General features: G+C 76.7%; 2 protein-coding genes (1 of these 2 only partly in view). Both read right to left on the bottom strand.

Translation table 11 applies throughout. The features are described from left to right. Positions 1-11: 11 nt before the first annotated feature. Positions 12-9,125, bottom strand: a complete 9,114-nt coding sequence (locus tag ABD361_RS04860; RefSeq protein ID WP_344433435.1) for an SDR family NAD(P)-dependent oxidoreductase — start codon at positions 9,123-9,125, stop codon at positions 12-14. Continuing rightward, positions 9,122-15,157, bottom strand: the 3' portion of a protein-coding gene (locus tag ABD361_RS04855; protein WP_344433433.1) for an SDR family NAD(P)-dependent oxidoreductase. Its footprint extends 882 nt past the window's final position; the window shows 6,036 of its 6,918 coding nt (coding positions 883-6,918); the start codon falls outside the window, past its right edge; the stop codon is at positions 9,122-9,124. The genes ABD361_RS04860 and ABD361_RS04855 overlap by 4 nt, the downstream gene beginning before the upstream one ends.

The following is a 15,157-nucleotide window of genomic DNA, read 5'->3' as shown; positions in this document are numbered from 1 at the left end:
GTGGCCGGGGTTCAGCCCATGTCGGCTGCCAAACGGTCGACGACCAGGGCCGTCAGGTCGTTCGGCGTCGGGCACTCGTACAGGACGTCCGCGGGCCAGTCGAGGCCGGTGAGGGTGTTGAGGTGATCGCGGAGTTCGAGGGCCGCGACCGAGGTCAGGCCCAGGTCGAAGAACTCGTCCTCGGCACCGATCTCCGCCCCCGACTCGTGGCCCAGGACGGCGGCCGCGAGGCCGCGTACGCCGTCGAGCACGGCGTCCGGCCACTGCTCCTTGGGCAGCTTCCTCAGCGCCGCCCGCAGTTCGTTGTCCTCGGGCGTGGACGCGGGCGTGGACGCGGGCGTGGACGCAGGCGTGGACTCGGGCGCCTCTTCCACAACGGGGATGACCAGAGGCTCGGGCTCGGGCTCGGTTGCCCGGGCCTCCGCGGCGACGCGTACCGCCCGCTCGTCCGTCGCCAGCGCCCTGCGCAGTCCGGCCACGGCCGAACGGGCGTCGAGGGAAGGGTCGACTGCTACAGCGCGGCGGCCCTCGGCGAGGACGGGCGGGTGGTCGCCGACGGTGATCAGCGCCACCAGCGGTGCCTCGACGTCGTCGAATCCGCAGCCCGCCCGGACGATCGCCGCGGTCAGCGGCACCGATCCGTCGTACGCGACGCCTCCCGGCGGGCAGGGCGCGCCACCGGCCACCAGCAAACGGGCACCCGACCTCGCCACGGCCTCGGCAATCGCCGTCGTCAGCTCGTCCGCCGGGCCCGCCACCAGGACGTCGCCCTCGGGACGCCAGGAGCCGGCCGGCTCCACGGGTTCGTACGCGCGCACGAACATGCCGTCCGGGCCGATCCGCGTCTCGCGGTGGCCTGCGGCGATCGCCGCGCAGAGCCGGGTGCGGGCGGCGGCGTCCGTCCGCTGCGGCAGGTGGACGACGTGCTCGCACGCCGCCGGTACCGCGCCGCCGTCGGTGAGCGCCCAGCGGGGGACGCCGGCCTCGGCGACCGGTTCGGCGCCGGGCAGGGCCACCACGAGGTCCGGCCGCCGGTCCCCACCGGACCGTACGCGGGCGCCGTGGCGCACGAGGGCACCGGCGATCGCGTCGGCCAGGTCGTCGTCGGCCCCGGCCAGCAGCAGGACATCCAGAGGCAACACGACATCAGCGGCATCGGGCACGGACTGCCAACGCGCCCGCTCCAGGTGCGCGGTCGCCACCCCCGACCGCAGCCGGGCCAGAGCCGCCAGCACCTGGGCCGGTGACTCGTCGCCCTTCAGGTCCAGCAGGTCCAGGGCCGTCGACACGTCCTCGTTCTCGATGGCCGACCAGAGCGGGTCCCTGTCGGCGGCAGGAGCGGGTTCGCTCGCCGGCTCCGGCCAGTACGGGCGGCTTTGGAACGCGTACGTCGGCAGCCGCACCCCCTCCCCCGGCCTGCCGGCGTGGACGGCACGCCAGTCGACGTCCGCCCCGTGGGTGTGCAGCAGACCCAGCGCCTCGGTCGCGGTGCGCACGTCGTCGCGGTCGCGCCGCAGCAGCGAGACGGGACGGACCGGCACCTCGGGCAGGCACGCCTCGACGGCCGGTGCGAGGACGGCGTCGGGGCCCACCTCCAGGTAGGCGGTGATGCCGCTCTCCTGCGCCTGACGGACGGCGTCGGCGAAGCGGACCGGGCGGCGCAGCTGGTCCACCCAGTACTCCGCGGTGTCCATCGCCCGCTCGGTCGGAACGGTGGAGATCACCGGGATCCGGGCCCGCCCGAACCGCACCGTCTTCGCAACCGCCCGGAACTCCTCCGGCACCGGCTCGACGTGCGCCGAGTGGAAGGCCACGCCCACGCGCAGCCGGCGCGTGCGATGCCCGCGCTCCTCCAGTTCGCGGGCCACGGCCAGGACCGCCTCCTCGTCCCCGGACAGGACGACCGCCCGGGGGCCGTTGACAGCGGCGATCTCCACGACACCGGTCCCGGTCCGGCCGGCCAACACTGCGCGCACGTCCTCCTCGCTCGCCCGCACCGACACCATCGCGCCGGTCGCGGGCAGCGCGGCCAGGACGCGGCCCCGCGCGGCCACCAGAGCCACCGCGTCCGCCAGCGGCAGCACGCCCGCCGCACACGCGGCCGACAACTCGCCGATCGAGTGGCCGATCAGCGCCTCCGGCACGACGCCCCACGACTCCAGCAGCCTGAACTGGGCCACCTGCAGGGCGAACAGCGCCGCCTGGGTGTACTCGGTACGGTCCAGCAGGTCGTCCCGCTCGAAGACCACCTCGCGCAGCCCGGTCTCCAGGCCGGTGTCCTTGAAGAGCGCGCACACCTCGTCGAAGGCCTCGGCGTACACGGGGAACGCCTCGTACAGCCCCCGGCCCATGCCCACCAGCTGACTGCCCTGGCCGGTGAACAGCAGCGCCGGCCGCTGCCTGCCCGCCGTCGCCCGGCGCACCCCGTCGGCCGTGCGGCCGGCCGCCAGGGCCTCCAGGGCCGTACGCAGCTCCTGCTCTCCGGCACCGGTCACCATCGCCCGGTGGCGGTGGGCGGCCCGCGTCGTGGCCAGGGCCCGCGCCACCGCGGCCGGTTCACCGGCATCGGTCTCCAGCAGCCGCTGCGCCTGGGCGCGCAGCGCCTCCTCCGAGCGGGCCGACAGCAGCCACGGCGCACCCACCAGAGCAGGAGCAGCCGTCTCCCCCTCCGACACAGGCGCCTGCTCGATCACCACGTGCACATTGGTACCGCTGATACCGAACGACGAGACGCCCATGCGCCGCGGCCCGTCCTGCTGCTCCGGCCAGGGCTGCGCCGACGTCAGCAGGTCGACGTCGCCCGTGCTCCAGTCGACGTGCGGGGAGGGCTCGTCGATGTGCAGGCTGCGCGGCAGCAGGCCGTGCCGGATGGACAGCACGGCCTTGATGACCCCGGCGATGCCTGCGGCGGCCTGCACGTGGCCCAGGTTGGACTTCAGCGAGCCCAGCCGCAGCGGTTCCGGCCGGTCCTGGCCGTAGACGGCCAGGACGGCCTCCGCCTCGATGGGGTCGCCGAGGGCGGTGCCCGTGCCGTGCGCCTCGACGGCGGCGACGTCCGCCGGCCGCAGGCCGCCGGCGGCGAGGGCGGCGCGCATGACCTGTTCCTGGGCACGGCCGTTGGGGGCCGTCAGGCCGTTGCTCGCCCCGTCCGAGTTGAGCGCACTGGCGCGCAGGACGGCGAGCACGTCGTGGCCGAGCGCGCGGGCCCGCGACAGGCGCTCGACGAGCACCACGCCGACGCCCTCGCCCAGCGCGGTGCCGTCGGCGGCGGCCGCGAAGGGCTTGCACCGGCCGTCGGCGGCCAGGCCGCGCTGGCGGCTGAACTCCACGAACGGCACAGGCGTGGACAACACCGTCACACCACCGGCGAGCGCGAGGTCGCACTCCCCCGCCCGGACCGCCTGGGCGGCCAGGTGCAGGGCGGTCAGGGACGACGAACAGGCCGTGTCCACGGTGACCGTGGGGCCCTCCAGCCCGTACGTGTACGCGACCCGGCCCGACAGGACGCCGCCGCCGACGCCGGGCGCGAGGAAGCCCTCGGCGGCCGCGTTCTCCAGCAGCCGGCCGTAGTCCTGGTACATGGCGCCCACGAACACCCCGGTGCGGGTGCCGCGCAGGGTGGTGGGGTCGATGCCGGCGTCCTCGCACGCCTCCCACACGGTCTCCAGCAGCAGCCGTTGCTGGGGGTCCATCGCGACGGCCTCGCGCGGGGAGACGCCGAAGAAGGCGGCGTCGAAGGCGGTGGCTCCGGTCATGAAACCGCCGTGGCGGACGTAGGAGCTGCCGGCGGCCGCCGGGTCGGGGTCGTACAGGCGCTCCAGCGGCCAGCCGCGGTCGTCGGGGAAGGGGCTGATGCCGTCGCGTTCGCCGACCAGCAGCTCCCACAGGTCGTCCGCGGAGCGGACGCCGCCGGGCAGCCGGCAGCCGATGCCGACCAGCACCACCGGATCGTCGCCGTCCGCGACGGCGGCGGTACGGGTCACCGCCGCCGGCACCGGGGCCGCGCCCGCGAGCAGCTCGTCCAGGTGGCGGGCCAGCGCCTCCGGGTTCGGGTGGCTGAAGACGAGGGTGGCCGGCAGCCGCAGCCCGGTGGCCGCGGCCAGCCGGTTGCGCAGCTCGACGGCGCTCAGGGAGCCGAAGCCGGCGTCCTTGAACGCCCGTGCCGGGTCGACCAGGTCGGGCGAGGGGTGGCCGAGCACGGCGGCGGTGTGGCCGGTCACCAGGTCCAGCAGGACGCGCTGCCGGTCCGGCCCGGACTTCCCGGCCAGGCGCAGGGCGAGTTCCGAGCCGGCAGCCGGTCCGCCGGGGGCGGCGCTGCGGCGCGCCGGTGCCCCGGCCAGGTCGCGCAGGGGCGCGGGCACGGCCTCGCCCTGGGCGCGCAGGGCGGCGGCGTCGGTGCGGATCGGGGCGAGCACCGGCTCGTTCGAGGCCAGGGCGGTGTCGAGGGCGGCCAGGGCGTCGGCGCTGGGCAGCGGCAGGAACCCGGAGCGGCCGAGGCGGTCGCGGTCGACGCCGTCGGTCATGCCGCTGGTGGCCTCCCACAGGCCCCAGGCGAGCGAGACGCCGGGCAGGCCCTGAGCGTGGCGCAGACGGGCCAGGGCGTCCAGGCCGGCATTGGCGGCGGCGTAGTTGGCCTGACCGAGGCCGCCGAGGGCGCCGACGGCGGAGGAGAACAGCACCAGCCGCGCCTCGGGCAGCAGCTCGTGCAGGTGCAGGGCCGCGTCCAGTTTCGGCGCGAGCACGTGCCGGAGCCGCTCCGGGGTCAGGTCCGTCACCAGGCCGTCGTCGAGGACGCCGGCGGCGTGCACGACGGTGGTGAAGCCGGCTCCCTCCACGAGCTCCGCCAGCGCCGCGCGGTCGGCGACGTCACAGGTGACGACCTCCACCGTCGCGCCCGCCGCGGCCAGTTCGGCGGTGAGCTCGGCCGTGCCGGGTGCCGACCCGCCGCGCCGCGCGGCCAGCACGAGGTCGCGTACGCCGTGGGTGTGCACCAGATGCAGGGCGACGAGCTGCCCGAGGGTGCCGGACGCGCCGGTCACCAGGGTCCTACCGAGGTCGCCCGACTCACCCGCCTCGGCCGGGGCGGGGGCCGTACGGGCAAGCCGCAGCACGCTCGCCGCACCGGCTGCCAGCGTGATCTGCGGTTCGCCCGCGGCCAGCGCCGAGGGAATCGCCGCCAGGGTGGCGTCCTGCTCATCGGCCAGGTCCAGCAGCAGGAAGCGGCCGGGGTGTTCGAGCTGGGCCGAGCGCACAAGACCGGCGACGGCGGCCTCCGCCACGTCGTCGTCGGCCCGGCGGGTGACGACGACGAGCGTCGAGGCGGCTGCCGCCTCGTCGCCCACCCAGCCGTGGACGAGCTGCAGCGCCTCGGCGACGGCCTCGGCGGGCTCGCCGCCCGGGGCCGGGACCAGGACGTACGGAGCGGCAGCATCGCTGACCGGCCGCTTCAGCAGCCGGGCCAGCCCGGCGTCACGCACCGCGTAGTCGTCCGCCGCGTCGCGGGGCAGGGGCCGCGGCACCCGCACCGGGCGCAGCAGGTCGCCGCGGTCGGGCAGGCCCAGGGTGCCGGCGGGCAGTTCCCGCAGCACCAGGGACTCCACCGAGGCGACCGGGGCCCCGGCGGGGTCGGTCAGGGTGATCCGTACGGCATCGGGCCCGGCGGCGGCGAGGGTGACGCGGACGGTGTCCGCGCCGCGGGCGTGCACGCGCAGGCCCTGCCACTCGAAGGGCAGCGACGGCCGGCCCGACTCCCCGGTCAGGAACGTGCCGAGCGCCACCGGGTGCAGGCAGGCGTCCAGCAGGGCCGGGTGGAGGGTGAATCCACCGGGTTCGCCGGCGTCGCCGGTGCCGGGCAGCGCGACCTCGGCGTACAGGTCGCCGTCGGCGCCGCGCCACAGGGCCCGTACGCCGCGGAACGCCGGGCCGTACGCAAGGCCGGCCCCGGCCAGCCGCTCGTACAGCGCCTCGACGTCCAGGGGCTCCGCGCCCGGCGGCGGCCAGGCGGCCTCTCCCCCGGCCGGCGGCTCCTCGCCCGCCGGCCGCAGGACGGCGGTGGCGTGGGTGGTCCATTGGCCGGCGCCGGTACGGGCGTTGAGGGTCAGCCCCCGGGTGCCGTCCGCGGCGGCCTCGGTGATGTCGGCGCGCAGCCGGACGTCGGCGTCGTCGGGCAGGACGAGCGGGGTGAGCAGGGTGAGCTGGTCGACGACCGCGCAACCGGCCTCGTCGGCCGCCCTGGTGACCAGTTCGGCGAGCCCCGCGCCCGGCAGGACGATGTGTCCTTCGACGGTGTGGTCGGCCAGCCACGGCTGGGTGGCCAGCGACAGCGCGCCGGTCAGGACGAGCCCCTCGGCGCCGGGCAGAGCGGCGCGCAGGACCGGGTGGTCGACCGCGTCCAGCCCCAGCGCCGTCGCCTCGCCGGCGGCGACGTCGGCGCGCAGCCAGTACGGCTCGGTGACGAACGCCGTCGTGGGCAGCTCGACGGCGCGCGCACCGGGCCACACCGCGGACCAGTCAGGCCGTATGCCCTTGACGTGCAGCTGGGCGAGGGCGGTGAGCAGCTGTCGGCGGCCGCCCTCGTCCCGGCGCAGGGTGTGGGCGACGGTGGTGTCGGTGCCGAGGGCCTCGACGGTCTCCTGGGCACCGGTGGTGACGACGGGGTGCGGGCTGACCTCCAGCAGGGTGGTGCAGCCGCGTTCGACGAGGGCGGTGACGGCCTCGTCGAAGCGCACCGTCTCGCGGAGGTTGCGGTACCAGTAGTCGGCGTCGAAGGCCGCACCCGCGTCGCTCGCGTCGATCCAGCGGCCCTCCACGGAGGAGAAGAAGGGGATCTCGGGCGTACGCGGACGCACCGAAGCGAGGGACTCCAGCACCTCCTCCCGTACGGCCTCGACGTGGGCGCTGTGCGAGGCGTAGTCGACGTCGACGCGCCGGGCCCGCACATCGTCGGCCTCGCAGGCGGCGAGGAGTTCGTCGAGGGCGTCGTCGTCGCCGGCGACGACCACCGAGGCCGCGCCGTTGACCGCGGCCAGCGACAGCCGGCCGTCCCAGGCCTGCAGCCGGGCGCGGGCGGCGTCGGCCGGCAGGGCGAGCGACATCATGCCGCCGCGGCCGGCTATCGCCCTCAGCGCCTTGCTGCGCAGGGCGACCACGCGGGCGGCGTCGTCGAGGGTGAGGGCGCCGGCGACGCAGGCGGCGGCGATCTCGCCCTGGCTGTGGCCGGCGACGGCCGCGGGCCGCACGCCGAGCGCGCGCCACACCTCGGCGAGGGCGACCATGACGGCGAAGAGGGTGGGCTGGACCACCTCGACGCGGTCGAGGGGGAGTTCGCCGCGCAGCACGGCCCGCAGGTCGAAGTCGATGTACGGGGCGAGGGCGGCCTCGCAGGCGGCGATCCGCTCGCGGAAGACCTCGTCGGTCTCCAGCAGGCCCACGGCCATCTCCCGCCACTGCGAGCCCTGGCCGGGGAAGAGGAAGGCCACCGGGCCGGACGGGCCGGTGGTGCCCTCCACGACGGCGGGCGAGGGCCGGCCCGCGGCCAGATCGTCCAAGGCGGCGAGGAGTTCGGCGCGGTCGGTGCCGAGGACGGCCGCGCGGTGTTCGTGCGCGGCGCGGGTGGTGGCCAGGGAGTGCGCCACGTCGCGGGGGTGGAGCCCGGGGCGGTCGGCCAGGAACGCGGCCAGCGCGCCGGCCTGGGCGCGCAGCCCGGCCTCGGACCGGCCGGAGACCGGCCACATCCACGGCCCCGTCGCCTCGTCCGCCGAACCCTCGGCCGCTGCCTCCTCCTCGACCACCGGCGGCTCTTCGAGGACGACGTGGGCGTTGGTGCCGCTGACGCCGAACGAGGAGACGGCCGCCCGCCGGGGGCTGCCGCCCGCGGGCCAGGGCACGTCCTCGGCCAGGAGCTCCACGGCGCCGGCCGACCAGTCGACGTACGGGCTGGGGGCGTCCAGGTGCAGCGTCCGGGGCAGGACGCCGTGGCGCATGGCCATGACCATCTTGATGATGCCGGCGACGCCCGCGGCGGCCTGGGTGTGCCCGAGGTTGGACTTGATCGATCCCAGGCGCAGCGGCTCGGTGCGCTGCTTGCCGTACACGGCGAGGACGGCCTGGGCCTCGACCGGGTCGCCCAGCGGTGTGCCGGTGCCGTGCGCCTCCACCGCGTCGACCTGCTCGGGGGCGAGGCCGGCGTCGGCCAGGGCCTCGCGCAGGACGCGCTGCTGCGCGGGCCCGTTGGGGGCGGTCAGGCCGTTGCTGGCGCCGTCGGAGTTGACGGCGGTGCCGCGGACGACGGCCAGCACCCGGTGGCCGGCGGCCAGCGCGGTCGACAGGCGTTCGACGACGAGGACGCCGACGCCCTCGGCCCAGGCCGTACCGTCCGCGGCGGCCGCGAACGGCTTGCAGCGGCCGTCGGGCGCCAGGCCGCGCTGGCGGCTGAACTCCACGAACGCGGTGGGGGTGGCCATCACCGTCGCACCGCCGACGAGGGCCGTGTCGCACTCGCCGCGGCGCAGCGCCTTCACGGCCAGGTGCAGGGCGACCAGCGACGACGAGCAGGCGGTGTCCACGGTGATGGCCGGGCCGCGCAGGCCCAGTTGGTAGGCCACGCGCCCGGAGACGACGCTGCCCGCGCCCTGGGCGCCGGGGTAGTCGTGGTGCATCACGCCGGTGAACACGCCGGTGCGGCTCTCGCGCAGCACGGTCGGGTCCAGGCCGGCCCGCTCGACGGCCTCCCAGGAGGTCTGCAGGATCAGCCGCTGCTGGGGGTCGGTGTGCAGGGCCTCCTTCGGCGAGATGCCGAAGAAGCCGGCGTCGAACGCGGCGGCGCCGTGCAGGAAGCCGCCCTCACGGACGTAGGTGGTGCCGGGGTGGTCGGGGTCGGGGTGGTGCAGGGCGTCCAGGTCCCAGCCGCGGTCGCGCGGGGAGGGGGTAATGCCGTCGCGGCCCTCGGCGACCAGCGTCCACAGGTCCTCGGGGGACTCGACGCCGCCGGGGTAGTGGCAGGCCATGCCGACGATCGCGATCGGTTCGGCGGCCCGCTCCCGGACGTCGCGAAGGTGCTGCCGGGCCGTCTGGAGTTCCGCGGTGACCCGCCGCAGGTAGTCGCGGAGCTTGTCCTCGTTGGTCATCGGGTGTGGTCCTCCAGCCCCGGCAGGGGGGTGCCGAGCTCGGTGTCGATCAGGGTGAAGATCTCGTCGTCGGTGGCGTCGTCGAAGGTGGTGACGAGGGCGGCGGGGGTGTCCCCGGGCGCGGGGGCAGCCAGCCGGTCGAGCAGGCCGCGGACGCGCTCGGCGGCGCGGTCGCGGGCCGCATCGTCCGTCGCCGCGCCGGCGAGGGCGGCGGCGAGGCGGTCGAAGGCCGCGAGGAGGCCGGGCAGGTCGCCGTCCTCCGCCGCCTCGCCGGCGAACCGCTCGTCGAGGTGGGCGGCCAGGTCGGCCGGGGTCGGGTGGTCGAAGACCAGCGTGGCCTCCAGGGTCAGGCCCAGGGCCGCGCCCAGCCGGTTGCGGAACTCGATGGAGCTCAGCGAGTCGAAGCCCAGCTCCTGGAAGGAGCGGTCGGGCTCGATCGCGGCGGCTCCCGCGTAGCCGAGCACGGCCGCGGCATTCTGCCGCACCAGTGTCGAGAGCCGGGCGCGCCGCTCGTCGGGGGCGAGGCCGGCCAGGCCGGGGTCGGCCGCGGGGGCGGCCTGCGCCGGCGCGGGCGGCAGGAGGTCGCGCAGGACGTGCGGGACGACGGCGGCCGGGCCGGGCACGAGCCGTACGGCGGTGACGGCCGGGTGCTCCGCGGCGAGGGCGGCGTCCAGCAGGCGCAGGGCGGCGTCGGCGGGCAGCGGTGCGATGCCGCCGCGCGCGAGCCGGTCGCGGTCGGCGGCCATGCCGTCCTCCAGCGCCCACGGCCCCCAGGCCACGGAGACGGCCCGGCCGCCCGCGGCGACGCGCTCGGCGGCGAGGGCGTCGAGGTAGGCGTTGGCCGCGGCGTAGTTGCCCTGGCCGGGGCCGCCCAGCACGCCCGCGACGGAGGAGAACAGCACCAGTTCGGCGTCGGGCAGCAGGTCGTGCAGGTGGGTGGCGCCGTCGACCTTGGGGCGCAGGACGCGCTCCAGGCGCTCGGCGTCGAGGGCGGTGACGACCCCGTCGTCGAGGACGCCGGCGGCGTGGACGGCCATGGTCACCCGACGGCCCGCCAGCAGGGCGGCGAGCGCCGTACGGTCGGCCACGTCGCAGGCCGCTGCCTCGATACGGGCGTCCAGGCCGGCCAGGCCGTCCGGGAGCCGTCCGCTGCGGCTGGCCAGCAGCACGTCGCGCACGCCGTACTGCTCGACGAGGTGGCGGACCACCGGTACGGCGAGGGCACCGCTGGCGCCCGTGACGAGCACCGTGCCGTGCCGGCGCGGCGCGGCGGGGGCCGCGGCGGCGGGGGTGCGCACCAGGCGGGCGCCCAGGACGCGCCCGTCCTGCAGCGACAGCCGGGGTTCGTCGGAGCCCAGGGCGCGGGGCAGCGCCGTGAGGTCGCCGGCCTCCACGAGCGTGAACCGCCCGGGGTGCTCGGACTGGGCCGAGCGCACCAGGCCCCAGGCCGCCGCGGTGGCGGGGTCGGGCCGGGTGGCGACGAGGACGAGGCGGGAGGCCGCGTACCGCTCGTCGCCCAGCCACTCCTGCAGCAGGTCCAGGACCCGGCCGGTGAGCGCGCGGACGGCGGCGGGTGCGGGGCCGTCGGAGACGACGGGCACGACGACGACCGGGGGCACCTCCGCCAGCGCCGACGGCAGCGGGGCCCGCAGCACCTCGGCGCCGGACGCCGCCACGGCGTCGCCGGCGCCGTCGGGGTCCGGGCCGAGGACCGCGTACCGGGCGCCCGGCCGCGGCTCGGGCACCTCCACGGGCACCCAGGTGATGCGGTGCAGCGGATCGGCGGGGGCGCCGGCCCGGCGCAGGACGACCGAGTCGACCGTCGCCACCGGCGCGCCCGCGTGGTCGGTCAGCCGCACCTCGACCGCGTCGGGCCGCAGGTGCACCATCCGTACGCGGGCGGCGGTCGCCCCGGGGGCGTGCACGCGCACGCCGGACCAGGCGAAGGGCAGGTACGGGCGGTCGCCGTCGAGCGTCGCGGCCAGTGCCACGGTGTGCAGGGCGGCGTCCAGCAGCACCGGGTGCAGTCCGTGCGGCCCGGCGTCGCCCCGCGGGACGACGACGTCGGCGTGGACCGCGTCGGCGGTGCGCCAGGCGCGGCGCAGGCCCTGGAAGGCCGGCCCGTAGCCGGTCAGGGACTCGTACAGGCGCGTGACGTCGACCTCTTCGGCGTCGCCGGGCAGGGGCGGCGTGTGCGGGACGGCCGCGTCGTCGGGGGCGAGGGTACCGGTCACGTGGCCGGTCCAGATGCCGTTGACGCGGGCGTGGATCTCGAAGGACCGCTGCCCGCCGGGCCCGGGCGGGGCGGCGACGAGGCGCAGTTCGGCGTCCTGCGCGGGCAGCGGGGTGTGGGTGACGAGCTCGGTGACGAGCGGGCAGCCGAGCCGCGCGCCGGCGTGCAGGGCGAGGTCGACGAAGAAGGTGCCGGGCACGAGCACGGTGCCGTCCACGGTGTGGTCGGCCAGCCACGGCTGCGCGGCGGCGGAGATCCGGGTGGCGAACACCTGCCGGTCGGGCAGGTCGAGCTGCTCGGCGAGTTGGTGCGTCGCGCCGGTCGCGCCGGCCGAGGCGGCGGTCTCGATCCAGTGCCGGTCGCGGGCGAACGGGTAGCCGGGCAGCGAGAGCCGGCGCGGGGACACGGGCTCGGGAACGGTGATGGCGCCGCCCTCGACCCAGGCGCGGGCCAGGGCCTGCAGGTCGTCCCCGGCGGCCGGCGCGGCCGTACGGCTCCGCCGGCCGCGGTGCACGCCCTCGCCGGTGCGCAGGGCCTCGGCCAGCTCGGAGGTCGTGGTGGCGACGACGGCGAGGCGCTCGTCGAGGTGGTCGCGTCCGGCCCACAGGGTGAAGGCGAGGGCGGCCGGGTCCACGCCCGGGTCCACGCCCGGGGCCGCGGCGGTGGAGGCGGCGAGCCGGTCGGCCAGGGCGGCGGGAGTCGTACCGGCGTCGACGGGCAGCCGGACGCCGAAGACCTCCTCGATGCGGTGGGCGAGCGCGGTCAGCCGCGGGTAGTCCAGGCCGAGTTCGGCCAGCGGTTCGCGGGGGTCGGCGGGGAAGCCCACGACCTCGGTCAGGACCTTCTCCAGGGCGGCAGCCACGTCCGTACCGACCGGGCGCTCCAAGTACGCCAGCAGCTGCGCGACCTGCTCGTCCAGCCGGGCGGTGTCCTTGGCGGAGAGCACGAACAGCTGCGGCCGGGGCGCCTCGGGGGCGGCCCCGGCGACGGGCGGCTGCTCGGCCAGCACCACATGGGCGTTGGCGCCGCCGGCGCCGAAGGAGCTGATCGCGGCGGTCAGCGGGGCACCGGCGCGCGCGGTCCAGGGCTCGGTGGTGCGCTGGACGCGGAAGCGCGAAGACTCCCAGTCGACGGCGGGGTTGAGGGGCTCGGCGTGCAGGGACGGCACGAGCTCGCCGTGGCGCATCTGCAGGACGACCTTGGTCAGGGCGGCGATGCCCGCCGCGGACTCCAGGTGCCCGATGTTGGACTTGACGGAGCCGACCGGCCAGGGGCCGCGGCCGGCACCGGCGCCGTCGAAGGCCCGTTCCAGCGCGGTGATCTCGATCGGGTCGCCGAGGCTCGTCCCCGTGCCGTGCGCCTCGATGTAGCCGACGTCGGCCACGTCGACGCCGGAAGCCGCCAGCGACGCGCCGACGAGCTCGGCCTGCGAGACCGGGCTGGGCACGGAGAAGCCACCGGTGTGCCCGCCGTGGTTCAGCATCGTGCCCCGGATGACGGCGTGCACGTGGTCGCCGTCGCGCAGCGCGTCGCGCAGCGGCCGCAGCAGCACCACGCCGACGCCCTCGCCCGGCACGTAGCCGTCGCCGCCCGCGCCGAAGGCCCGGCAGCGGCCGTCGGTGGACAGGAAGGACGCCTGGCTGAGCAACAAGTACTTGTTGGGGTGCACATGCAGGTTGACGCCGCCCGCCAGCGCCGCCTCGCACTCCCCGCGCCGGATCGCCTCGACGGCCAGGTGGATCGCCGTCAGCGACGACGAGCACATGGTGTCGAGCGCGATGCTCGGCCCCTTCAGGTCGAGGAAGTACGAGACGCGGTTGGCGATCGAGGCGCTGAAGGAGGAGGGCACGAAGCCGGGTTCCGCGCGGACGCCGTGCAGCTGGTACTGGTTGTACATCACGCCCGCGAACACGCCGACGGCGCGCCCACGCCAGGACGAGGGCGCGTGCCCGGCCTCCTCGAAGGCGTGCCAGGCCTCCTGCAGGAACAGCCGCTCCTGCGGGTCGAGCACGGCGGCCTCGTTGGGCGAGATGTGGAAGAACGCGGCGTCGAACTCGTCGACGCCGTCGACGAAGCCGCCCCACCGGCCGTACGAACGGCCCGGGACGCCCTTGGTGTCACTGTGGATCGCGGAGTGGTCCCAGCGGTCGGCGGGCACCTCGGTGATGCAGTCGCGGCCCTCGCGCAGGTTGGCCCAGAACTCGTCCAGGGTGCGGGCCCCGGGGTAGCGCCCGCTGATGCCCACGATGGCGATGGCGTCGGCGTCGGGGTCCTCGGCCGGGATCTCGGCCGGCACGACGGGCTCGGGGGCGGCGGGCTCAGGGGCGGGCTCGGGCGCGGGCTCATGCTCGGCCTCGGGCTCGGGGTCCTGCGGGGTGAACTGCTCGGTGATCCTTGCCGCATCCCCCACCAGGGCCACCGCGTGCGGCCGGCCGCTGCCGACGGCGCGCAGCATGATGTCCACGGCGGTCGAGGTGTCCATGGCCGTCAGGCCCATGCTGCGCAGGGCACCGGCGTCCAGCGGCATGCCGCCGTCCGCCCACCCGGGCCATCCGATCGAGACGACCCCGGGCCGCGCTTCCGCGAACCCGTCGAGGAAGCCGTTGGCACAGGCGTAGTCGGCCTGGCCCCGGTTGCCCCAGGCGGCGGCCGTGGAGGAGCAGAGCACGAGGAAGTCCGGCTCCAGGTGCCGGGTGGCCTCGTACAGGTGGCGGGCCCCGGCGGCCTTCGGCGCCAGCACCGCGCGGACGTCCTCGGCGCTCTTGCCCGCGATCAGTCCGTCGCGCAGGACGCCGGCCGCGTGCACGACGCCGTGCAGCGCACCGAACCGCGACACGGCGAGCTCGACGGCACGGCGTACGTCCTCGGCGCGGGTGACGTCCGCCGCGACGACGGCGACCTCGGCGCCCAGAGCGGTCAGTTCGGCGGTCACGGAGGACTCGGCCGCCGTACGCCCGCACAGGACGAGCCGGGCGCGCACGGTCCGCGCCAGGTGCCGGGCCAGGGCCAGCCCGACGCCGCCGAGCCCGCCGGTGATCAGGTACACGCCCCGCTCGCGCAGGCTCGCGGAGGTCTCCGGGACGGGCACGGGCCGTACGGCGCGCACCCGGCGCTCCCCCGCCGCGTAGCGCACGTCCACGTCGGGCACGCCCGCGGCGAGCTCCGCCAGTGCGTCGGCCGCGTGCGCCGAGCGCACCACGGCGGCGTGCACGCCGGGCTGTTCGATGCGCAGGGTGCGCAGGAGGCCCACGATCGCGGCCGCCACGGCGGGCGGGGCGTCGGCCGGAAGGTGGACGACGATGCGGACGGGGTTGCGGCGGGCACGGAGAAGGGCTGCGGCGAAGGCGGTCAGGTCGACCGCCTCGTCCTCGACGTCCGCGGGGTCGGCCGGGGTCCACAGCACGTCGGAGGCGTCGCTCGACGCGAGCAGGGCGGGCCAGTCGCGGGGGGTCGCCGCGTCGACAGTCAGGACGCGGGCCGGGGCCGGCCGCGGCGGCAGCGGTGCGGGCCGCCACTGCGGCTCGAACCAGACGACCTCCGAGGGCAGTTCCTGCGGGGCGGCCGCGACGACGGGCCGCGCCTGCGCGGTCGCGGGCAGCTCGTACTCCCCCAGGTGCCCGACCAGGGACGCGAAGGTGTTGTGCTCGAACAGCAGGGTCGGCGAGAAGTCGGTGCCGTACGCGCGCTCCAGGTCGGCGGCGACGCCCAGCAACGCCGTGGAGTCCAGGCCCAGCTCGTAGAAGCCCGCCTCCTCGTCGAACTCCGCCTGCTCCAGGCGCTCGGCGAGCAGGCCGCGCAC

Source organism: Streptomyces luteosporeus (genome assembly GCF_039532865.1).
Lineage (GTDB): Bacteria > Actinomycetota > Actinomycetes > Streptomycetales > Streptomycetaceae > Streptomyces > Streptomyces luteosporeus.
The sequence above is the reverse complement of the archived record's forward strand: the minus strand, read 5'-3'. Positions and strand labels throughout refer to the sequence as shown.